This window comes from Pseudarthrobacter sp. alpha12b, assembly GCF_054130495.1.
This window is the reverse complement of sequence record NZ_CP196746.1, coordinates 2,326,007-2,346,815: the sequence shown is the minus strand read 5'-3', so window position 1 is coordinate 2,346,815 and position 20,809 is coordinate 2,326,007. Positions and strand designations below refer to the sequence as shown.

The window sequence follows — 20,809 nt, the reverse complement described above, 5'->3', positions numbered from 1 at the left end:
CTGGTCGAATGGAATCCGTCGCCCCCGCCCCTGCCCGTCCCGTTGCCCTGGTCACCGGCGTGGGGCGGCTGGCCGGCATCGGTGCCGGCATTGCCCGGCAGCTCGCGGCGGACGGCTGGGACCTGGTCCTGTCCTACTGGGCAGGCTACGACGCCCGCATGCCGTGGGGGAGCGAACCCGAGGACGTGGTCCGCCTTACCGCGGAGCTGGAAGCCATTGGCGCCAAAGTCCATGTCCTCTCGGCCGATCTCCAGGACCCGGGCGTCCCGGACCGGCTCGTGGCCGAGTCCGCGCAGCTGGCCGGACCGCTGCAGGGCCTGGTGCTCAGCCATGCGGAATCAGTGGACTCCGGGGTGCTAGACACCACCGTTGAATCCTTTGACCGGCACTTCGCCGTGAACACGCGTGCCAGCTGGCAGCTGATTGCCGCCTTTGCGCGGCAGGCAACGGACGACGGCGGCGCGATCGTTGCGCTGACCAGTGACCACACAGCGTTCAACCTTCCCTACGGCGCCTCGAAGGGGGCGCTGGACAGGATCGTGATTGCCGCCGCCCGGGAGGTGGGCCCGCAGGGGATCTCCGCGAACGTCCTCAACCCGGGGCCGGTGGATACCGGCTGGATGACCCCGGACGTGCGTGAAGAGCTCACCGCCCAGCAGCCAACCGGCAGGCTGGGCACCCCGGCCGACGTGGCGGGAACCGTGGCGTTCCTGCTCTCGCCGGCCGGCCGCTGGGTGTCCGGGCAGCTGATCAAGGCCGACGGCGGCTTCTCCGCCTGAGGGAGGGGTCAGTTGAAGGCGTCCAGGCCGGTGATGTGCCGGCCCAGGATCAGGGTGTGGACCTCGTCGGTGCCTTCATAGGTGCGGACAGACTCCAGGTTGGCGGCGTGCCGCAGCGGTGAATAGTCCGTGGTGATGCCGTTGCCGCCCAGGATGGAGCGGGCTTCACGGGCGATCTTGATGGCCTCGCGGACGTTGTTCAGTTTGCCCAGCGAAATCTGCTCCGGCCGGATGGTCCCCGCGTCCTTGAGCCGGCCCAGGTGCAGCGCCAGCAGGGTGCCCTTCTGGATCTCCACCAGCATGTTCACCAGCTTTTCCTGCGTGAGCTGGTAGCCGGCCAGCGGCTTGCCGAACTGCAGCCGGTCCTGTGAGTACCCCAGCGCGGCCTCATAGGAATCACGGGCGGCTCCCATGGCACCCCAGGCGATCCCGTACCGGGCCTCGTTCAGGCAGGTGAACGGGCCACGCAGCCCGCGCGCACCCGGCAGCAGGGATTCGGGACCCAGCCGGACGTCGTCGAACACCACATCGCACTGGATGGAGGCGCGCATGGACAGCTTTTGCTGGATGGGCGTAGCCGTGACACCGGGGGTTCCTGCGGGCACCAGGAAGCCGTGCACGCCGTCGTCCGTCATGGCCCACACCACCATCACACCGGCCACGGAGGCCAGCCCGATCCAGCGCTTGGCACCGTTGAGCACCCAGCCGGCCTCGTCTCCGCTGCCATCCCGGGCAGCGAACGTCGCCATCGAGGCCGGATCTGAACCGGCAGTGGGTTCGGTCAGGGCGAAGCAGCCGATCACCTCGCCGGCGGCCATCCGTGGCAGCCATTCCTGCTTCTGCTCCTCGGAGCCCCAGGTGTGGATGGCGGTCATGGCCAGCGAACCCTGGACGGACACGAACGTGCGGATGCCGGAATCGCCGGCTTCCAGTTCCATCGCCGCGAGGCCGTATTCGACGGCGGACCGGCCCGGACAGCCGTAGCCCTCCAGGTGCATCCCCAGGACCCCCAGCTCACCCAGTTCCGGGGCAAGGTCCAGCGGGAACACGGCGTCCTCGTACCAGCGGGCAATGCCCGGCCTGATGCGCTGGTGGGTGAAGTCGCGGACCTTTTGCCGGAGCTCCAGTTCCCCGGCTGACAGCAGGGAATCGAGGTCCAGGACGTCGGACGGGCCGGCCGTCATGGCTTCACCTGGAAGTAGCCGCGGGTGGCGGGCAGGAAGCGGCAGACGCCGGCGAGGACAACTCCCAGCGCCAGCAGCACCACGCCGCTCACGAAGGCCCCGCCGACGCCGAAGATCTGCGTGTCGCCATACGCGGGATCCCACATCTGCACGGCCGAGATGAAGAACGCCGCGGTGAGGAGCAGCGCACCGGCCAGGGGCAGGATGCCGCGGAACCACAGGTTGCGGGCCGATTCCCGCAGTGTTCCGCGGAAGTACCAGAAGCAGGCGAAGCCGGTCAGGGCGTAGTAGAACGCGATGAACAGGCTGATGGCACTGATGGAGTCCGCCAGCAGGTTTTCGCTGAGGAAACTCATGGCCACGTAATACGCAGCGGCCGCGCCGCCCATGACCTGGGTGGAGAACCCGGGGGTCTGGTTGCGTGGGTGCACCTCGGCGAACCTGGCCGGAAGGGCCCCGTGGACGCCCATGGACAGCGTCCCGCGCGCGGTGGGCAGGATGGTGGTCTGGGTCGAGGACAGGACGGAAGCCAAAACCGCCACCACGATCAGCCAGCCCCAGGGCCCCAGCACCACGTCCTTCATCGCCAGGAACACGTCGTCCTTGTTGGCCTCGTTGCCCAGGCCGATGCCCTCGGAGCCCACGGTGGCGTACATCATCACCAGCAGCGCCACGGAAACGTAGATCGCCACCAGGATGAAGGCCGAGATCACGGCGCCGCGGCCGGGGGTGCTGGACGGGTCTTCGGTTTCCTCGTTCACGGCCAGGCAGGTGTCCCAGCCCCAGTAGATGAACAGGGCCAGGAGGGCTCCGTGCACCACGGCCCCCGGATCGGCGAAGGCGCCCACCGGGTTGAACCATTCGAAGTCGAAGGCCTGGCCCTCGGGCGCCCCGCCCACGATCCGCATGACGATGGCAAGCGCGAAAATGCCCAGCGCAATGTACTGGACGTAGGTCAGGACGCGCTGCACGTGCTCGCCCAGCCGGATGCCGCGGTAGTTCACCAGGGTCATCAGCACGATGAACAGCAGGCCCGTTCCGGTGACCAGCACCTTGTTCTCTGCCAGCGACCCGTCACCCACCAGCAGCCACAGGTACTGGCCGGCCACCTGCGCCAGGTTGGCCAGGACCACGATCCCGGCCAGCGCCACGCCCCAGCCGCCCAGCCAGCCCGCCCAGGGGCCGAAGGCCTGGCGGGACCAGGTGAACGTGGTGCCGCAGTCGGGGATGGCGCTGTTGAGCTCGCGGAAGGCGTAGGCAATGAACAGGACCGGGATGAATCCCACCAGGAGGATCAGGGGCGTGTAGTTGCCGTTGACGGCAACAATGAGGCCCAGGGTGGCGGCCAGCGAGTACACCGGCGCGGTGGAGGCCAGCCCCAGCATCACCGAGTCGCCCAGGTCCAGGATCCCGGCCCGCAGTCCCTTGGCCGGCACCGGGGTGCCGGCCCCGCCTCCGTGGCCTCCCGCCGTCGTCATGTCCGTGCTCATAAGATGATTCCTGCCTTGGTGGAGTCGGCCACCGCCGAAAGCGGCGCCGGCGCGTCAATGGTGTTGGGCACAAAACGGCAGAAGTAGTCCGTGACCGGCCCGTCCGATTCCCGGATGCCGCAGCCCACGGATTCGCCGTCCACCACCCAGAGGCCCAGAACCGGGCGGTTGCCGTCGAAGTCCGGCAGGGGGTGGTACTGCTGGTAGCACCAGCCCTCGCGGCCGTAGCCGCCGGGCTGTTCCAGGCTGATGCCGTCCGCGTGGATGCGGATGTTGTCGCCTTCACGGCCGTGCAGCGGCTTGCCCACCCACTCCTTCAGCGGGCCGGGATCCGTGAGGTAGGCGGGCAGCAGGTTGGGGTGGTTGGGGTAGAGGTGCCACAGGGCGGCGAGCAGGGCCTTGTTGGAGAGCAGCATCTTCCAGGCAGGCTCCACCCAGCGCGGGTTGTGGGCACGCTCCAGGAGGCGGGGGCCGAATTCCTCCTTCATCATCAGCTCCCAGGGGTAGAGCTTGAAGATGGTGCTGATCATGAAGTTGTCCAGGTCCACGAAGCGGTTCAGGTTGGGGTCCCAGCCGATGTCGGACATGTTGATGCCGATGGTGGTCCATCCGGCCTGGCTGGCGACGTCGCGCATGTAGGCCGCCGTCATCCAGTCCTCACCGGATTCCTCCACCTCGGAATGGGCAACGTGCAGGGTGCTCATGCCGGTGCGGTACTGGAATTTCTTCCACTGCCGGATCAGGGCTTCATGGATGCCGTTCCACTGGTCCTTTTCCGGGTGGACGTCCTGCAGCCAGAACCATTGGGCGACGGCGGCCTCTATGAGTCCGGTGGGGGTGTCGGCGTTGTATTCGAGCATCTTGGCAGGCCCGCCATGGCCGTCGTAGATGAAGTCGAACCGGCCGTACACGTCCACGTCGCCGGCCTGCAGTGACTCTGCCGCCAGCTCCAGGGCCTGCGGTCCGATGCCGATGCTGCCCATGGCGCCGGTGGCCAGGAATTTCGCGGCCTCCAGGCACATCCGGTGCATGTCCTCGGCCGCGACTTCAAGGGTCTCCACCTCGTCCATGGTGAACTCGTAGTACGCCGATTCGTTCCAATACTCGATCCGGCGCCCGTCATCCATGGTGGTAGTGGAGAAGACCAGGCCCTGCTCTTCGATTTTCTGCTTCCAGCCCGGACGGGGCTCAGACAACATCCGCTTCACCGGTCAGCCCCCCGAAACCTTGCCGCCGCCGCTTGAGCCGCTCTTGGCGCTCGAGCCGAAACCGCCGCGGCTGACCGTGCCGCCCTTGCTGCTGTAGCCCGTGGAAGCCTTGGCCCCGCTGGGAATGGTCCGGGTGTAGTTGGGCGCCGTGGACCGGTTCTGGCCGATGGACGGAACGCTTGCCCCGCGGGAGTAGAAGTACCAGGCGTAGATGCCGCCGCCGCGGCCGGCGGAACTGTCGCAGCTGGTGTCCGCCACGCGCTCGCCGGTCTCGTCGTTGAAGCACACCTGCGCGTACTCAGGGTCATCCTCGTTGCTGGCGACCACTGCCGTGATGGTGCCGGCCAGGAGGGCGGTCACGCCGAGGCCCACCACCACGGTGCGCCGCTGGGAGCGCTTCTTGCGGGCGGCCGCCTGGTTGACCTGCTTCTCCCGCTCGCGGGCAAACGGGTCCACGGGGGTGACGGGCTCATTGAGGAGCTCGGGACGCAGGTCCGGTTTGGGGACCTGCCAGGGCGGTGGCTTGGCGGTGCTGCCTGCGTCACTGCTGCCTTCGTTTGCCGGCCAGGTCTCCGGATCCTCTTTTGGGTCTTTCTGGTTCGAGTCCACGGCGTCCCCCTCAATTGGTCACGCGATTTGGGCGCAGCACTGCACCCCCAAATGCAAGTCTCGAATCAGCGTAGTCCCTGCCGGTGCCGCCTGCGAGCAGGAACGCACTCCGGACACAGGGGAGGACTGCCCATTGCGGGTGCCTGCGGGCGGCGTGCCCCGGAACCCTAGACTGATGCCATGGAATCAGGTTCTGTCCTTGCCGTCTGCCGTGTCCACCAGCTCCTGGGGGACCAGGGCAGCGTGGGCGTCACGGCCATCGACAAGCGCCCGGCGGATGGTCCCATCAAGGTCCACAAGCTGGGCCTGCGCGGGGACATCCAGGCCAACCGGGTGCACCACGGCGGGGAGGACCAGGCCGTCTATGCCTATTCCCAGGCCGACGCCGATTTCTGGGCGGGCGCACTGGGGCGCGAGTTGCCGCCGGGCATCTTCGGGGAGAACCTGCGGGTGTCCGGGATCGAAGCCACCCACGCAGTGATCGGGGAGCGCTGGAAGGTGGGACCCGACGTCGAACTCGAAGTCACGTCGCCGCGCGTCCCCTGCGCCACGTTCCAGCGCCGCATGAAGGAACCCCAGTGGGTGAAGCGGTTCACCGAGGAGGGACGGGTGGGGGCTTACCTGCGGGTGACCCGCGCCGGCAGTATCCGGGCCGGCGATCCCATCGAGCGGACCTTCGTGCCGCGCCACGGCGTCACCATCGGCAGATGGTTCAGCGACCCGGACGCGGAGGTCATCGAGGCCCTCCGCAGGGCAGAGGCCGACGGCGAGATCAGGCTGCAGGACGAATACCACACCAGGTTCCGGGTGCTTTTGCGGCGGCTGGGGCAGTAGCAGCCCCGCCCTGGGCGGGCTGTGTGCGCAAGCTCACCGCCGCCGTCGGACCCTGAATTGGCGGTCAGCGGCGTCCATCCCTTACACTTGAAACATCCCCCACTCCGGAAATCCCTTATTCCTGCCCAATTTTTGAGGCAGGACTGGCAAGTGTTGGGGCCCGCGCAAGCGATGCGGGCATTTTCATAGGGAGAGCCGGCTAAAGAAAACGCTGTACAGACTGCTGGGATAGCAGCCAAGAGATGCAGCGCGAAGTCCTGCCACGGGATTGCGAAAGCGCCGGACTTCTGTGACCGGCCGGTCAACGTTTGCCCGGCACCATCGGCACGTGTACTGCGGCTCCGCTCACCTCGGGTTGTGCCGCCTGGCCCCCTATGGATGAGGAATAACTCCCTATGCCCGAAAACCAGAACGAAACCACCGCTGTTATTGAGGACGCCCCCGCGGCTGCTGCCGAGGCTCCCGTAACCGCCCCCGCGGCTGCTGCCGAGGCTCCCGCAACCGCCCCCGCCGCAGAGGCTCCCGCTGCTGAGGCTCCTGCCGCGGCTGCCCCCGCCGCGGACGAAGACGACAACACCGTCAAGTTCGCCGATCTCGGCATCGACGGCCGCGTCCTGGCCGCCCTGCAGGATGTTGGGTACGAAAAGCCGTCCCCCATCCAGGCAGCCACCATTCCGCTGCTGCTGGAAGGCCGCGACGTGGTGGGCCTGGCGCAGACCGGTACCGGCAAGACTGCAGCATTCGCAGTGCCGGCACTGTCCCGCCTGGCCGAGCTCCACGACCTCAACGGCCCCTCCCGCAAGACCCAGGCCCTGGTGCTGGCCCCCACCCGTGAGCTGGCCCTCCAGGTCGCCGAGGCGTTCACCTCCTACGCCAAGCACATCGATGACTTCACCGTGCTGCCCGTCTACGGCGGTTCCGCCTACGGTCCCCAGCTCGCCGGCCTGCGCCGCGGCGCCCAGGTGGTTGTGGGTACCCCCGGCCGCGTGATCGACCACATCTCCAAGGGTTCCCTGGACCTGTCCGAACTCCAGTACCTGGTGCTGGATGAGGCTGACGAGATGCTGCGCATGGGCTTCGCCGAAGACGTGGAACAGATCTTCCAGCAGACCCCCGAGGACCGCCAGGTTGCGCTGTTCTCCGCCACCATGCCGGGCCAGATCCGCCGGATGTCCAAGCAGTACCTCAACAATCCCGCCGAGGTCCAGGTCAAGTCCAAGACCACCACCGGTGCCAACACCCGCCAGCGCTACCTGCAGATCATGGGTCCGCAGAAGCTGGACGCCATGACCCGCATCCTTGAGGTGGAAGAGTTCGACGGCGTCATCGCCTTCGTCCGCACCAAGATGGCCACCGAGGACCTGGCTGACAAGCTGCGCGCCCGCGGATTCCAGGCCGCCGCCATCAACGGCGACATCCCGCAGCAGCAGCGCGAGCGCACCGTTGACGCGCTGAAGGAAGGCCGGATCGACATCCTGGTCGCCACCGACGTCGCCGCCCGCGGGCTCGACGTCGAGCGGATCAGCCATGTCATCAACTACGACATCCCGCACGACACCGAGTCCTACGTGCACCGCATCGGCCGCACGGGCCGTGCCGGCCGCTCCGGCGAAGCGATCCTGTTCATGACGCCGCGTGAGAAGTACCTGCTGCGTTCCATCGAGAAGGCCACCCGCCAGCCGGTGGAGCAGATGCACCTGCCTACTGCCGAGACGGTCAACTCGCTGCGCCTGGGCAAGTTTGCAGACAAGATCACCGAGACCCTCGCTTCCGAGGACGTTGCGGCCTTCCGCGACCTCATTGCGTCTTACGAAGAAGAGCACAACGTTCCCGCTGCCGAGATTGCTGCGGCCCTGGCGGTCATGGCGCAGGGCGGCCAGCCGCTCCTGGTCAAGGAACTGGCCGCGGCTCCCGAGTTCCAGAAGCGCGAGCGGTCCAAGGACGGCTTCGGCTCCCGTGGGCCTACCCGTGCACTGACCGAGGGCAATGCCACCTACCGGATCGCCGTGGGCCGCCGCCAGCGGGTCATGCCGGGCTCGATCGTGGGCGCCATCGCCAACGAGGGCGGCATTTCGTCCGCGCAGATCGGCGGCATCGACATCCGTTCGGACCACTCCCTGGTGGAGCTGCCCGCGGACCTGAGCCCCGAGCAGCTGAAGGCGCTGTCCCGCACCCGGATCGGCGGCGAGCTGATCCACCTCGAGCTGGACAACGGCCGCAAGCCCTCCGGTGACCGGGGTGCCTACCAGGGCAGCCGTGGCGGCGACCGGGGCGGCAACTTCAAGGGCAGCGGCGGGTTCAAGAAGGAATTCCGGAAGAACGACGGCGAGCGGTCCTCGGCTGACCGCGGCGGCCGTTCGTACAGCGAGCGTTCCTTCAGCGACCGTGGCCAGTCAGGCGACTCCCGCTTCGGCGGCCACGGCGACGGCTCCCGCAAGCCCCGCAGCGGCGGCGACAGCGGACACCGCGACTTCAACCGCAAGGGCAAGTGGTAAACCACCCCTCACGGTGAGGAATTGACGACGGCGATGGGCCGGCTTTCGAGCCGGCCCATCGGCGTTTAACCGCACGGGTGTGGGACTCGCCACATTCCAGTCCCAATGCGGCGGTGCGGGGACCCCAAAAGGTGCTTCCCGCCGTCGTCCGCACTGCTGTCCATGGCCCTTCCAGCCCCGGAAATCCGCGGAAAACCCGGCGTGAGCGGGCCGGAAAAAGACGTGCCGCAGGGTCCCGGGGCCGCCCCGGACGCCGATTTGTTGGTGCGTAAATCTTCCGGTAGAGTATTTACTCGTTGCCCCCCTAGCTCAGTGGTAGAGCGCGTTCTTGGTAAGAACGAGGTCACCGGATCGATTCCGGTGGGGGGCTCTGAATGAGGGCCTGCGTCAAGGCGGTTTGACCGGCTTGACGCAGGTTTTTCTCATTCGTGGCGGTGTAGCTCAGTTGGTTAGAGCGCACGACTCATAATCGTGAGGTCGGGAGATCGAGCCTCCCCACCGCTACAGGCTAAGCCCCCGGAATCCAAGGATTCCGGGGGCTTTCCTGTTTCCCGGATCCGCAGTAGCTTGGCAGCAATTGCGGATGGGGGATTCGGTGGACTTTTTCACGGCGGTGATGGAGCCGTTCCGGTGGCTGGTGTCCGCCATCATGGTGGCTTTCCATGACTGGCTCGGCGCGGCGGGCATGCCGCCGGGGGATGGCTTGACCTGGACGTTGTCGATTATCGGGCTGGTGCTGGTCATCCGCGCGGCGTTGATTCCGGTGTTCCTGGCGCAGGTCCGGGCCCAGCGCCGGATGCGGCTGCTGCAGCCGGACCTGAAAGAGCTCCAGGACAGGTACAAGGGCCGGACGGACCAGGCCTCGAGGCAGGCCCTGGCCCAGGAGCAGATGGCCCTGTACAAGAAGCACGGCACCAACCCGTTCTCCGCGTGCCTGCCGCTGCTGATCCAGGCGCCGTTCTTCCTTGCCCTCTTCCAGGTGCTGTCCGGAATCTCCAACGCCGCCCGGCAGGGTGAAGGCATTGGAACCCTGGGCCACGACCAGGTGGTCCAGTTCGATACGTCCAGCATCTTCGGGGCGCCGCTGTCCGCCTCGCTGCTGCACGGCGGAGGTGACGCCACTGCCGTGGCCGTGCTCGCCGTCGTCATGATCCTGGTGATGATCGCCAGCCAGTTCCTCACCCAGAAACTTGTGGCGGGACGGACCATGGCCGGGCAGGACAGCGACAGCCCGCTGATGCGCCAGCAGAAGGTTCTCCTCTATGTCCTGCCGGTGGTCTTCGGCATGGGCGGGATCTTCTTTCCCATTGGCGTCCTGGTCTACTGGACAGTCTCCAACCTCTGGACGCTGGGGCAACAGTTCCTTGTGTCCCGGGAGCGGTAAGCCCGTTTCAGGCGCCGTAGGCCCGGGCCTGCTCCGCGAGGAACGCGCTGACAGACTTCGGGTTGATCCCACGCTGGCGGAGGGGCTTGTCATCCCAGGTGGCCTCCTCGATATCCGAAGACAACCCGACGCCCAGCGCGGAAGCCATGGCGTCGTTTCTGCGTTTCAACATGAGCGTAAGCAGCCGCGCCACGGGGCGCGGCATGTGCTGCACCTTCAGCGGGTGGTGGGCCAGTTCCCCTGCCAGCCCAATGATCTCTTTCTTGGTCAGCGGCTCGGGTCCGCCCACGTCGATCTGTGCAGGCGGATCGGGCTCCAGCGCTACGGCGGCGACGAGGGCGGCAATGTCCCCGGTGGACACCAGCCGACGACGGGTGTCACCTTTGCCGATGACGGCTGCCTTACCTGCCGCGAGGTCGAACCGTGCGGCGCGGCTGAGCTGGACTTCCTGCAAGCCGTCGGAACGGACCACCACGGCCCGCATGGGGGAGTTCGCCAGGCGCCGCTCAATGGCGAGCTTGGCCTGTTCCAGCGGGGTCCGGAGGCTGGCGCTGCCGATCGGGAAGGACAGGTAGACAAAGCGCTGCACGCCGACGGCCTCCGCGGCATCAACCAGATGGCCCATGCCCACTTCGTCGACGTCCCGAATGGTGGCGGAACTGGTCCGCGCAAAGCGGCGGGTGATCGCTGTTGCCGTGGCAATCACCGTTTCGACGCCCCTGCACGCAGGTGCCAGCGTTGCGGGGTCGGTGAGGTCGCCGCGGACAGTCTCAGCGCCGATCGCCCGGAGCGGAGAATCATCAGTGGTGGGCCGGACCAGGCAGCGGACATCCTGCCCGGATTCACGCAGCAGCCAGGCCACCCGGCCGCCCAGGTCACCCGTTGCCCCTACCAGTAAAATCATGGCCGTGCTCCTTCCGGGCCGGCTCCGGTGACAGCCTGGACCGCGGCATTCACATCCGCCGTATCCCTTTCGACAGGCTCCAGGTAGAACCTGACAGCCGCAATCCGCTCGCCGCGGACGCTGAAGATTGCCACGCCGGCCTGCTCGACGGCGCTGCCATTGAGGCGGGTGCCGCGCGATCCCCATTCGACCCATACCTTGCCGCCGGTACCGGTTGCCGAGTCCAGCACTGTCACGGTCATGTCCGGGATCCCTGCGAACATTGCGGACCAGTTCTTCCGCACCTGCGCGCTTCCGGTAAAGCTGCGGGCCGGGTGGTTGGGGGTGATATTGACGTAGTCGTCTGCGAACTCGGCCATCATGGCTTCGAGGTCGCGCCGCTGTGTTGCGGAAAACATTCGGCGCACAGGGCCGTCGGGGAGGCGGTCCACGCCGTCTGGCGTGTCCATGGAAAAGCTCCTTGGTGCCTCGCCGGGCGAGGCTGTGACCTGTTAGATTTATTTCAATACAGTTAGCTGTATTGATTGGAGTTTAAGACCGTATGCAGGGCCCAGTCAATGCCTCCGGGAGACGCCCCGCCAGGCGAAGTTACGATGCACGGCGGCGCCGGCAGCTCGCTGCGGAGTCGCTGCACAGCGTCCGGACGCACGCCCGTAAGCTGTTCCTCGCACAGGGATTTGGGGCGACGACGATTGCGGAGATTGCGCGCGCTGCCGGGGTGTCCGCCGAATCGGTCTACAAGAACTTCGGCAGTAAGGCGGGGCTGGTCCGCGCCATCTACGAGGAGAGCCTCCTCGGCGCCGGCGGTGCGCCGGCCGAGCAGAGGTCCGATCTCGCCCAGACAACGGAGACGGATCCAGTACGCCTGATGGAGCGGTTCGGCCGGTTCACCACGGAGATCAGTCCCATCGGCGCCCCGGTCTACCTTCTCATCAGGGACGCAGCGGCCAGCGGGGACGCTTCCATGGCGGCACTGCTGCGTGACGTGGACGACGCCCGTTACCGCCGGATGCTGCACAATGCGCGGCAGCTGGTGGGCAGGGGGCTCCTCCGGCCCGGCCTCACGACGGCCGAGGCTGCCGACGTCATGTTCACCTCAACGGCCGCCGAACTCTACGAGACCCTGGTGATCAAGCGGGAATGGTCCGCCGAACGCTACGGCACATTCATCGCCAGGACTCTCGCTGCGAACCTGCTCTGAGGTGGTGCGGAATCTGCCCCGCACCGGCAGAATGGGCCCATGGCGCAGCTGATCTACTCCGCAATCATGTCCATCGACGGCTACACCGCAGACGAAGACGGCAACTTCGACTGGTCCGCGCCGGATGAGGAAGTGCACGCCTTCGTCAATGACCTGGAGCGGGATGTGGGCACCTACCTGCTTGGCCGCCGGATGTATGAGGTGATGTCCGTCTGGGAAACCATGGGGACTTCCGAAGATCCGCCGGTAATCCAGGACTACGCGCGCATCTGGCAGGGAGCGGACAAGGTGGTGTACTCGACATCACTGGACAGCGCCGCCACGCCCAGGACCCGCCTGGAGCGGCAGTTCCGCCCGGAGCCGGTGCAGGACCTCAAAAGAAACAGCGGCAGGGACATCAGCATCGGCGGACCCACCCTCGCGGCGCACGCCCTCAAAGCCGGGCTGGTGGACGAGTGCCAGCTGTTCATCAACCCGGTGGCCGTGGGCGGCGGCCTGCGCTTCCTGCCGGACGGGCTGCAGGCACGGCTGGAGCTGCTGGACCAGCGCCGGTTCGGCAACGGGGTGGTGTACCTGCGTTACCGTGCCCGCTGAACCGCTGCCGTCCCGGCCCTGGGCTGGACCGCGAACAGGGTGAACACCACGGCCACCAGGGCCGTGCCCACCAGCAGGAGCAGCCCGATCGAATAGCTGCGGGTCGCGGCGTCATAGGTTGCGCCCATGACCAGCGGCGGAAAGTAGCCGCCCAAACCGCCGGCGGCACTCACGATGCCGCTGATGCTGCCCACTTTTCCCGCCGGGGCCAGGACGCCGACCCACGCAAACACGCCGCCCGTCCCCAGCCCCAGCGCCGCTGCCATGGCAACGAACGTGGCACCTGCCGGGACCTCGCCGTCGGGCCGCAGGTTCACCACCCAGCCCAGGACGGCGACGGCGGCAAGCGCCACGAGCACCACGGGCTTGGGGCCAAGCTTGTCCGCGAGTACCCCTCCCACGGGGCGCGCAAGGACAGCGGCAAGGGCAAACCCGGCCGTCCGGGCGCCGGCGCCGGCGGGGTCGAAGCTGTAGACGTCCCGCAGGTAGGTGGGCAGGTACGTGGCGAAGGAGACGAAGCCGCCGAAGACCACGGCGTACAGGAAGCACATCTTCCAGGTGACCGTCATCCTGGCGGCGTCCAGGAGCTTGGGCAGCACCGGCGCGTGGTTCGGTGCCCAGCCCGGCGATTCCTTCATGGCGAACCAGACCAGCGACGCCGTCACGGCCAGGACCCCGGCGATCAGCAGGTGCGTTTGAAAGTATCCGATCCCGGCCACCAGCCGGGGATTCAGGAAGGCCGCCAGCGCGGTCCCGCCCATGCCCGCGCCAAAGACGCCGGTGGCGAAGCCGCGGCGTGCGGGTTCATACCAGGCGCTGACAAACGGGATGCCGACGGCGAACACGGTCCCGGCCACACCGAGCAGCAGCCCGGCCCCCAGCACCAGCGCAAAGGAACTGACGAGGCCTCCCACGGACACCAGGAGGATGGGCGGGATGGCGGCCAGCAGCACGAAGGTGAACATGGCCCTGCCGCCGTACTTGTCCGTGAGGGTGCCCACCACGATCCGTCCCAGCGAACCGACAAACACCGGCATGGCCACCAGGATGCCCGTGGCGGCCGGCGTCAGCTCCAGGTTCTGCGTGTAGAACGCGCCCAGCGTGGCCACCGAGTTCCACGCCCAGAAACCCGCCACGGACGCCGCCGTCGCCAGCGCCAGGTTCAGTGCCCGGCCGGTGCCTGGCGTCGATGTTGTTCCGGCCACTGCCGCTCCTCACTATCCAAAACGCACCGCGTGTCAGCGGTTGCGCGTATCCCTGTCCGGGGTGCCGACGGCGGACCAGCCCCTGCCCTTGGTCTCCTTGTCCCGCGACCGGTAGACGATGTACGGGCGGAACAAATAGTGCAGCGGCGCGGTGAAGGCGTGCACCAGCCGGGTGAACGGCCAGATGACGAAGAGCGCCATCCCCACCAGGGTGTGCAGGTGGAAGGAGAACGGCGCGGCCGCCATCGCCGCGATGTCCGGCTGGAAGATGAACAGCGATCGGAACCACGGCGCCACGGTTTCCCGGTAGTTGTGCCCGTGTTCGCCTTCGAAAACGCTGGCCAGCGTGGTCCACAGGCCAAACACGATCGCCGCGGTCAGCACCACGTACATGGTCTTGTCATTCTTGGTGGTGGCCATGAAGACAGGCCCGGTGGTGCGCCGCCGGTAGACCAGCAGCGCGATACCGCCCAGCGTCGCAACCCCGGCAATGCCGCCCACCAGCAGGGCATTGAAGTGGTAGAACTCCTGGCTCATGCCCACCGCCGCGGTCCAGGCCATGGGAATCACCAGGCCGAAGAAGTGCCCGGCGATGACGGCCAGCAGCCCGAAGTGGAACAGCGGGGAGGCGATCCGCAGGAGCCGGGATTCGTAGAGCTGGGAGGACCGGGTGGTCCAGCCGAACTGGTCGTACCGGTAGCGCCACACCAGCCCGCCCACCAGCACCACCGCCATGACGTACGGGAGGACGCCCCACAGGATGGTGTCCCAGGTATTTATGACGACGGCGGCTCCTGGCTCCGTCTCCAGCGCCACCCCGAGTGCCCGCATGCTCAGGACCTCCTGACAGGCAGCAGCCGCGGGTCATAGGGATCCAGTCCCACACTTTCGGTGGGTGGACCGTATCCGGCCATCCGCATCACTTCCTGCTCGTCCTGGGGTGACTTTCCCGGCAACGTGGCGCACACGGCCGCGAGGATCCGGGCGTGCGGCAGGTTGTCCCGCAGCAGCCCGAGCCGGAGCATTTCCAGGCTGGCGCGGTAGCGTTTCAGCAGTTCGCGCCCCGCGACCCCATCCACCCGGGCGGCGAATTCCAGCACCATGGGCAGGTAGTCGGGCAGTTCCCCGTCCAGGTCCACCAGGACGCCGCTGTGCCGGTAGGCCTCCTTGAAGAAGCCCAGCACTTCGCCGCGGCGGCGGGTGTCCCCGTCCGTCCAGTAGCTCAAATGCAGGGCATGCCGCCTGCCGAGATCGAACTCCCGGACGTACTGGGCCTGCAGTTCCATGGGCGGGGTGCCCTCCAGGAGGTCCAGCACCGGCGCGAACTCCGGCAGGGCTCCGGGAAATTCGGACAGTGCGGCCCGGACAAGCGGAACCCGCTCCACCAGTTCCCCATTCGGATAGGACAGGCACCAGCCCGCGGCGAGGTAGACCACCTGGTGGCGGCGGTTCATGGCTGGTCCTCGGCGCCGGCCAGGGTGTCCGGCTCAGGGCCCCTGTCCGGGAAGAGTCCCGGCGGGGCGCCGCGGCCATCCCAGTTCAGCAGGTTCACCCTGCCCTTCAGGCTGGTTCCGGCCGTTATTTCGTCGGTGGTCTGGCGGTCGCGCAGGGCGTTGAAGGTATCCACCGCAACCGGGACGGGCCTCCCGCTCGCCTCGCCAAACGGTGCAGAATCCTGCATGCCCGGTCCGCCGTCGAAGTCCAGTGAACAGCCCAGCTCCTCCAGGTCGTGGGCCTGCTCCACATGCGCGGTGGGAATGACGTAGCGCTCGCTGTATTTGGCGATGGCCATCAGCCGGTACATGTCGTACATGCTTTGCCCGTCCATGCCCACGGACTCCGGGATGGACTCGTCCGGGTCTTCGCCCAGGCTGATGCCCCGCATGAAGGAACGCATGGCCGCGAGCTTCCGCAGCACGGCCGTGACCCGCTCCGTGTCCCCGGCGGTGAAGAGCTCGGCGAGATATTCCACCGGGATCCGCAGGGCGTCGATGGCGCCGAACAGGTTGCCGGTGTCCTCGCCGTCGTGGCCCTGGTCGCGCAGCAGGTCCACCACGGGGGAGAGCGGCGGCACGTACCAGACCATGGGCATAGTGCGGTACTCCGGATGCAGCGGCAGGGCCACTTTGTAGACCTTGGCCAGGGCATAGACGGGGGAACGGCGGGCGGCGTCAAGCCAGTCCTCGGGAATGCCCTGTGCGCGGGCCTCGGCCTGGACGCGGGGGTCATTGGGGTCCAGCAGCACGTCCAGCTGGGCGTCGTAGAGGTCCTGCGGGTCGGTGACCGACGCCGCCGCGGTGACGGCATCGGCGTCGTACAAGAACAATCCCAGGTAGCGCAGCCGGCCCACGCACGTCTCGGAGCAGACGGTGGGCAGGCCAACCTCCACCCGCGGGTAGCAGAACGTGCACTTCTCGGCCTTGCCGGTCTTGTGGTTGAAGTAGATCTTCTTGTACGGGCAGCCGGTGACGCACTGGCGCCAGCCGCGGCACCGGTCCTGGTCCACCAGCACAATCCCGTCCTCCACCCGCTTGTAGATCGCGCCGGACGGGCAGGACGCCATGCAGGACGGGTTCAGGCAGTGCTCGCAGATCCGGGGCAGGTAGAACATGAAGGTCTGTTCGTAGGCGAACTTGATCTTGTCCTCGGACTCGCGCCGGATCTTCTCCACGATCGGGTCCAGATGCCCGTGCTCGGTGGAGCCGCCCAGATCATCGTCCCAGTTGGCGGACCAGGTGATCTTGGTGTCTTCCCCGGTGATCAGGGACTTCGGCCGGGCCACGGGGAAGTCGTCGCCCAGGGGTGCGTCCACCAGGGTCTTGTAGTCGTAGGTCCACGGCTCGTAGTAGTCCTTGAGTTCGGGCTGGACGGGGCTGGCGAAAATACCGAACAGCTTCTTCACCCTGCCGCCGGCCTTCAGCACCAGGTTGCCGCGCCGGTTCAGGGTCCAGCCGCCGTACCATCGGTCCTGGTCCTCATAACGGCGGGGGTAGCCCTGCCCGGGCCGGGTCTCCACGTTGTTGAACCACACGTACTCCATGCCGGCACGGTTGGTCCATGCCTGCTTACAGGTCACGGAGCACGTGTGGCAGCCAATGCACTTGTCCAGGTTCATCACCATGCCCATCTGGGCCATCACACGCATCAGTACTGCACCTCCTGCGAGCGGCGGCGCACGGTGGCCACCATGTCGCGCTGGTTTCCGGTGGGGCCGAGGTAGTTGAAGGCGTACGCCAGCTGTGCGTAGCCGCCGGCCAGGTGCGAGGGTTTCACCAGCAGCCGGGTCACCGAGTTGTGGATGCCGCCGCGTCGGCCGGTTGCCTCTGACTTCGGCACGTCGATGGTGCGCTCCTGGGCGTGGTGGACGTAGACCACACCGGCGGGCATGCGGTGGCTGACGATCGCGCGGGCCACCAGGACCCCGTTGACGTTGGTGCATTCCACCCAGTCGTTGTCCCGGACCTTGATCGCGTCGGCGTCGGCAGGGCTCATCCAGACCGTTGGGCCGCCGCGGGAGAGGGAGAGCATCAGCAGGTTGTCCTGGTATTCGGAGTGGATGGACCACTTCGAGTGCGGTGTCAGGTACCTGACGGTCACCTCCATGGCACCGTCGGAGCCGAGCCGGGGCTCGCCGAACAGCCGGTGCATGTCCAGCGGCGGCCGGTAGATGGGGAGGGCTTCGCCGATGTCGGTGATCCAGTCGTGGTCCAGGAAGAAGTGCATCCTGCCGGTGAGGGTGTGGAAGGGCTTGAGCCGTTCGACGTTGATGGTGAACGGGGCGTAGCGCCGCCCGCCGGTTTCGGAGCCCGACCATTCCGGGGACGTGATCACCGGGACCGGGCCCGCCTGGGTCTGGGCGAAGGTGATGAACTTTTCCTCAGAGCCCTCGGCCAGGTCTGCCAGCTTCACGCCGGTGCGGACCTCCAGGTCCTTGAAGCCCTGGACGGACAATGCGCCGTTGGTGGTGCCGGAGAACGCCAGGATCGCCTCCGCCATCTTCGCGTCGGTGTCCATCGCCGGGCGCCCGTCCGCGGCGCCGCCCAGCATCACCCCGTTGGAGTGGCTGAGCCGGTTCAGCGCGCCGTCGAGTTTGTAGGTGACGTTCTTGACGGTGAAGCCCAGCTTGTCCGCCAGGGGCCCGACGGCGGCGAGCTTGTCCGCGATGGCGGTGTAGTCCCGCTCCACGACGGAAAAGACGGGCATGTTCTGCCCCGGCACCGCCGGGATGTCCGGGTCCCGCCAGTCCCGGACCCGTCCGCCGGGCTGGGCGAGCTGGCCCGGGGTGTCGTGCTGCAGCGGGACGCTGACCAGGTCCCGGCGGACTCCGAGGTGCGTCCTGGCCTGGCGGGAGAATTCCCGGGCCAGCAGGTGGAAGGTGTCAAAGTCCGTCTTGGTTTCCCACGGCGGGTCGATCGCGGGGCTGAACGCGTGCACGAACGGGTGCATGTCCGTGGAGGAAAGGTCATGCTTTTCGTACCAGGTGGCGGCGGGGAAGACGACGTCGGACAGCAGCGTGGTGGACGTCATCCGAAAGTCGGCGGAGACCAGGAGGTCCAGCTTCCCCTCCGGCGCCTCCTGGTGCCAGGCCACGTCCCGGGGCTTGAGCTCCTCGGCGCTGTCCGGACCCAGGACATTGTTGTGGGTTCCCAGCAGGTTGCGGAGGAAGTACTCGTTGCCCTTGGCCGAGGAGCCGAACAGGTTGGACCGCCACAGCACCAGGGTCCGCGGCCAGTTCCGGGGTGCGTCCACGTCCTCGATGGCAGGATTGAGGGAGCGGTTCTTCAGTGAATCGGCAATGTAGGACGGCATGTCGGCGGCGGTCCCGGCGGCGACCGCGGCCTCCGCCTCATCCGCCACGTCCAGCGGGTTGCGGTCGAACTGGGGGTAGAACGGCATCCAGCCCAGCCGGGCGGATTGGGCGATGGCGTCCGCTGTGTGCATGCCGTCCAGCGTTCCGGTGGACAGCGGCGATTTCAGGGCGTCGGCCGAATAGCCATCCTGCCGCCACTGGTCCGTGTGCATGTACCAGTAGCCGGTGCCGATCATGGTCCGCGGCGGCCGTGACCAGTCCAGGGCATTGGCCAGGGACACCCAGCCGGTGACGGGCCGGGTTTTTTCCTGCCCCACATAGTGCGCCCAGCCCCCGCCGTTCCGGCCCATGCAGCCGGTGAGCATCACCAGGGCCAGCACCGCCCGGTAAGTGGTGTCGCCATGGAACCACTGGCAGATGCCGGCCCCCATGATGATCATGGAGCGGCCCTGTGACTGCTCCGCGTTGCGGGCGAATTCCCGTGCCACCCGGATGCACGCCTGCGCCGGAACGCTGGTGATCTCCTCCTGCCAGGCCGGCGTGTAGGGGGTGGAAGCGTCTTCATACCCTGCCGCCCACTTGCCGGGCAGGCCTTCCCTGCCCACGCCGTACTGGGCCAGCATCAGGTCGAACACGGTGGTCACCAGGTGGCCATCCACCTCCATGACCGGGACACCCCGGCGCAGGACGCTGCCTTCGCCGCCGGCGTCCTCGAAGCAAGGGAGCAGGATTTCGGCGCTCTCCCCGGACACTTCGCGGAGGGACAGGGCGGGCTCGATTTCCTCAAGGTCCAGGTTCCATTTGCCTTCACCGCTTGCCGAATAGCGGAACCCCATGGAGCCGTTGGGAACGGCCGGCCGGCTGGCCGCCTTGTCGAACAGGACAGTGCGGAACGCCGCGTCCTCAGCCGTGGACTCACCCGGGACGTCAAGGGCGGTGAGGAATTTAGACGGCGTGAGGGCGCCGTCGTCGGTCTTCTCCAGCCTGACCAGGAAGGGCAGGTCCGTGTACTGCTTCACGTAGTCGGTGAAGAACGGAACCTGCCGGTCCACAAAGAATTCCTTCAGCATCACGTGGCCCATGGCCATGGCCAGTGCGGCGTCGGTGCCGGCCTGCGCCGGAAGCCATTCGTCGGCGAACTTCGTATTGTCCGCGTAGTCAGGGCTGACAGTGACCACCTTGGTGCCGCGGTACCGCACTTCGGTCATCCAGTGTGCGTCCGGCGTGCGGGTCACCGGAACGTTGGAGCCCCACATCATGAGGTAGCGCGCATCCCACCAGTCTCCGGATTCGGGAACATCGGTCTGGTCCCCAAACACCTGCGGGCTGGCGACGGGAAGATCGGCATACCAGTCATAAAAGGACGTCATCACCCCGCCGATGAGCTGGATGAAGCGCGTCCCCACCGCATGGGACACCATGGACATGGCCGGGATGGGCGAGAAGCCGGCGCAGCGGTCCGGGCCGTACGTCTTGATGGTGTTCACGTGGGCTGCCGCGGCAATCTCGATGGCTTCCTGCCAGGACACGCGCACCAGGCCGCCCTTGCCGCGGGCCTGCTGGTAGCGGCGGCGCCTCTCCGGGTCGGCGGCAATTTCGGCGAACGCCAGCACGGGATCGCCCAGCCGGGCCTTGGCCTCCCGGTACATCTCCACCAGGACGCCCCGCGCATACGGAAAGCGCACGCGGGTGGGGGAGTAGGTGTACCAGGAAAAGGCCGCCCCGCGGGGGCAGCCTCTTGGTTCATACTCAGGGCTGTCGGGCCCAACGGACGGGTAGTCCGTCTGCTGCGACTCCCAGGTGATGATGCCGTCCTTGACGTACACCTTCCAGGAGCAGGAGCCGGTGCAGTTCACCCCGTGCGTGGAACGGACCACCTTGTCGTGGCTCCAGCGGTCGCGGTAGAAGATGTCACCTTTGCGGCCGCCTTCCCGGAACACCGCCCTGCCGTCGTCCGTCTGGTCCCACCTCGTGAAGAAACGGCCCAGCTTCAACATTGCTTCTGATGCGGGTCCATCTAACCCCGCATGGGGTCCGGCAGCCATGCCCCCAAGCTAGGTGGGTGCCGGAAACCCCTAGTAGGGCATAAAGGCCCTGTTCAAAGCCAGATGG

At 67.2% G+C, this 20,809-nt stretch carries 17 protein-coding genes and 2 tRNA genes; 8 read left to right on the top strand and 11 right to left on the bottom strand.

Features of this window, described 5'->3' with window-relative positions; all coding sequences use genetic code 11:
• Nucleotides 1-8 precede the first annotated feature (8 nt).
• Complete coding sequence (locus ACTAQI_RS10785; RefSeq protein ID WP_457945781.1) at nt 9-779, top strand: SDR family oxidoreductase; 771 nt, start codon at nt 9-11, stop codon at nt 777-779.
• An 8-nt stretch (nt 780-787) separates the two neighbouring features.
• Here ACTAQI_RS10785 and ACTAQI_RS10780 read toward each other — a convergent pair whose 3' ends face one another.
• From ACTAQI_RS10780 to ACTAQI_RS10765, 4 genes are read right to left on the bottom strand one after another with little or no spacing between them, the layout of a single operon-like run.
• Nucleotides 788-1,963: an acyl-CoA dehydrogenase family protein gene (locus ACTAQI_RS10780; RefSeq protein ID WP_457950951.1), complete on the bottom strand. Its 1,176-nt coding sequence runs from the start codon at nt 1,961-1,963 to the stop codon at nt 788-790.
• Nucleotides 1,960-3,453 carry an APC family permease gene (locus ACTAQI_RS10775; protein ID WP_457950950.1) on the bottom strand — a complete coding sequence of 498 codons (1,494 nt, stop codon included), beginning with the start codon at nt 3,451-3,453 and terminating at the stop codon, nt 1,960-1,962. Before ACTAQI_RS10775 ends, ACTAQI_RS10780 begins: the two co-directional genes overlap by 4 nt.
• Nucleotides 3,450-4,652, bottom strand: coding sequence for a glutathionylspermidine synthase family protein (locus tag ACTAQI_RS10770; RefSeq protein ID WP_457950949.1), 1,203 nt, complete (start codon nt 4,650-4,652; stop codon nt 3,450-3,452). The genes ACTAQI_RS10775 and ACTAQI_RS10770 overlap by 4 nt, the downstream gene beginning before the upstream one ends.
• 12 nt (nt 4,653-4,664) lie before the next feature.
• Nucleotides 4,665-5,270: a Tat pathway signal protein gene (locus ACTAQI_RS10765; protein ID WP_457950948.1), complete on the bottom strand. Its 606-nt coding sequence runs from the start codon at nt 5,268-5,270 to the stop codon at nt 4,665-4,667.
• A 180-nt stretch (nt 5,271-5,450) separates the two neighbouring features.
• Here ACTAQI_RS10765 and ACTAQI_RS10760 point away from each other — a divergent pair, with 180 nt between their 5' ends.
• The 5 genes from ACTAQI_RS10760 (at nt 5,451) to yidC (ending at nt 9,983) form a co-directional block, all read left to right on the top strand.
• Nucleotides 5,451-6,104, top strand: coding sequence for an MOSC domain-containing protein (locus ACTAQI_RS10760; protein ID WP_457950947.1), 654 nt, complete (start codon nt 5,451-5,453; stop codon nt 6,102-6,104).
• A 395-nt stretch (nt 6,105-6,499) separates the two neighbouring features.
• The gene (locus ACTAQI_RS10755; protein WP_457950946.1) at nt 6,500-8,599 is read left to right on the top strand and encodes a DEAD/DEAH box helicase; all 2,100 of its coding nucleotides are present in this window, start codon (nt 6,500-6,502) and stop codon (nt 8,597-8,599) included.
• Between the two features lie 298 nt (nt 8,600-8,897).
• Nucleotides 8,898-8,969, top strand: a tRNA-Thr gene (locus tag ACTAQI_RS10750).
• Nucleotides 8,970-9,029: 60 nt separating this feature from the next.
• Nucleotides 9,030-9,103: transfer RNA gene (locus ACTAQI_RS10745), tRNA-Met, on the top strand.
• 91 nt (nt 9,104-9,194) lie between these two features.
• Nucleotides 9,195-9,983: a membrane protein insertase YidC gene (gene yidC / locus ACTAQI_RS10740; RefSeq protein ID WP_457950945.1), complete on the top strand. Its 789-nt coding sequence runs from the start codon at nt 9,195-9,197 to the stop codon at nt 9,981-9,983.
• 7 nt (nt 9,984-9,990) lie between these two features.
• Here the strand turns inward: yidC and ACTAQI_RS10735 are convergent, their stop codons facing one another.
• Nucleotides 9,991-10,887, bottom strand: a complete 897-nt coding sequence (locus ACTAQI_RS10735; protein WP_457950944.1) for an SDR family oxidoreductase — start codon at nt 10,885-10,887, stop codon at nt 9,991-9,993.
• The gene (locus ACTAQI_RS10730) at nt 10,884-11,336 is read right to left on the bottom strand and encodes a nuclear transport factor 2 family protein (protein ID WP_457950943.1); all 453 of its coding nucleotides are present in this window, start codon (nt 11,334-11,336) and stop codon (nt 10,884-10,886) included. Before ACTAQI_RS10730 ends, ACTAQI_RS10735 begins: the two co-directional genes overlap by 4 nt.
• 92 nt (nt 11,337-11,428) lie before the next feature.
• Between ACTAQI_RS10730 and ACTAQI_RS10725 the strand changes: the two genes are divergently transcribed.
• Together ACTAQI_RS10725 and ACTAQI_RS10720 are read left to right on the top strand one after the other, a co-directional pair.
• Nucleotides 11,429-12,088: a helix-turn-helix domain-containing protein gene (locus tag ACTAQI_RS10725; RefSeq protein ID WP_457950942.1), complete on the top strand. Its 660-nt coding sequence runs from the start codon at nt 11,429-11,431 to the stop codon at nt 12,086-12,088.
• A gap of 39 nt (nt 12,089-12,127) precedes the next feature.
• Entirely contained in the window at nt 12,128-12,682 is a 555-nt protein-coding gene (locus ACTAQI_RS10720) for a dihydrofolate reductase family protein (protein ID WP_457950941.1), read from the top strand.
• On the opposite strand, the gene ACTAQI_RS10715 is transcribed toward ACTAQI_RS10720, so the two are convergent.
• The 5 genes from ACTAQI_RS10715 to ACTAQI_RS10695 are packed head-to-tail and all read right to left on the bottom strand — an operon-like array spanning nt 12,667 to nt 20,742.
• Nucleotides 12,667-13,887: an MFS transporter gene (locus ACTAQI_RS10715; RefSeq protein WP_457950940.1), complete on the bottom strand. Its 1,221-nt coding sequence runs from the start codon at nt 13,885-13,887 to the stop codon at nt 12,667-12,669. The two genes, ACTAQI_RS10720 and ACTAQI_RS10715, sit on opposite strands and share 16 nt — an antisense overlap.
• Before the next feature lie 33 nt (nt 13,888-13,920).
• Complete coding sequence (narI, locus tag ACTAQI_RS10710) at nt 13,921-14,718, bottom strand: respiratory nitrate reductase subunit gamma (protein WP_457950939.1); 798 nt, start codon at nt 14,716-14,718, stop codon at nt 13,921-13,923.
• A gap of 2 nt (nt 14,719-14,720) precedes the next feature.
• Nucleotides 14,721-15,341 (bottom strand): nitrate reductase molybdenum cofactor assembly chaperone, encoded by a 621-nt coding sequence (narJ, locus tag ACTAQI_RS10705; RefSeq protein WP_457950938.1) that lies wholly within the window; start codon nt 15,339-15,341, stop codon nt 14,721-14,723.
• A complete protein-coding gene (narH, locus tag ACTAQI_RS10700; RefSeq protein ID WP_457950937.1) occupies nt 15,338-17,032 on the bottom strand; it encodes a nitrate reductase subunit beta in 1,695 nt (564 codons plus the stop codon). Before narH ends, narJ begins: the two co-directional genes overlap by 4 nt.
• Nucleotides 17,032-20,742: a nitrate reductase subunit alpha gene (locus ACTAQI_RS10695; RefSeq protein ID WP_457950936.1), complete on the bottom strand. Its 3,711-nt coding sequence runs from the start codon at nt 20,740-20,742 to the stop codon at nt 17,032-17,034. Before ACTAQI_RS10695 ends, narH begins: the two co-directional genes overlap by 1 nt.
• Nucleotides 20,743-20,809: the final 67 nt, after the last annotated feature.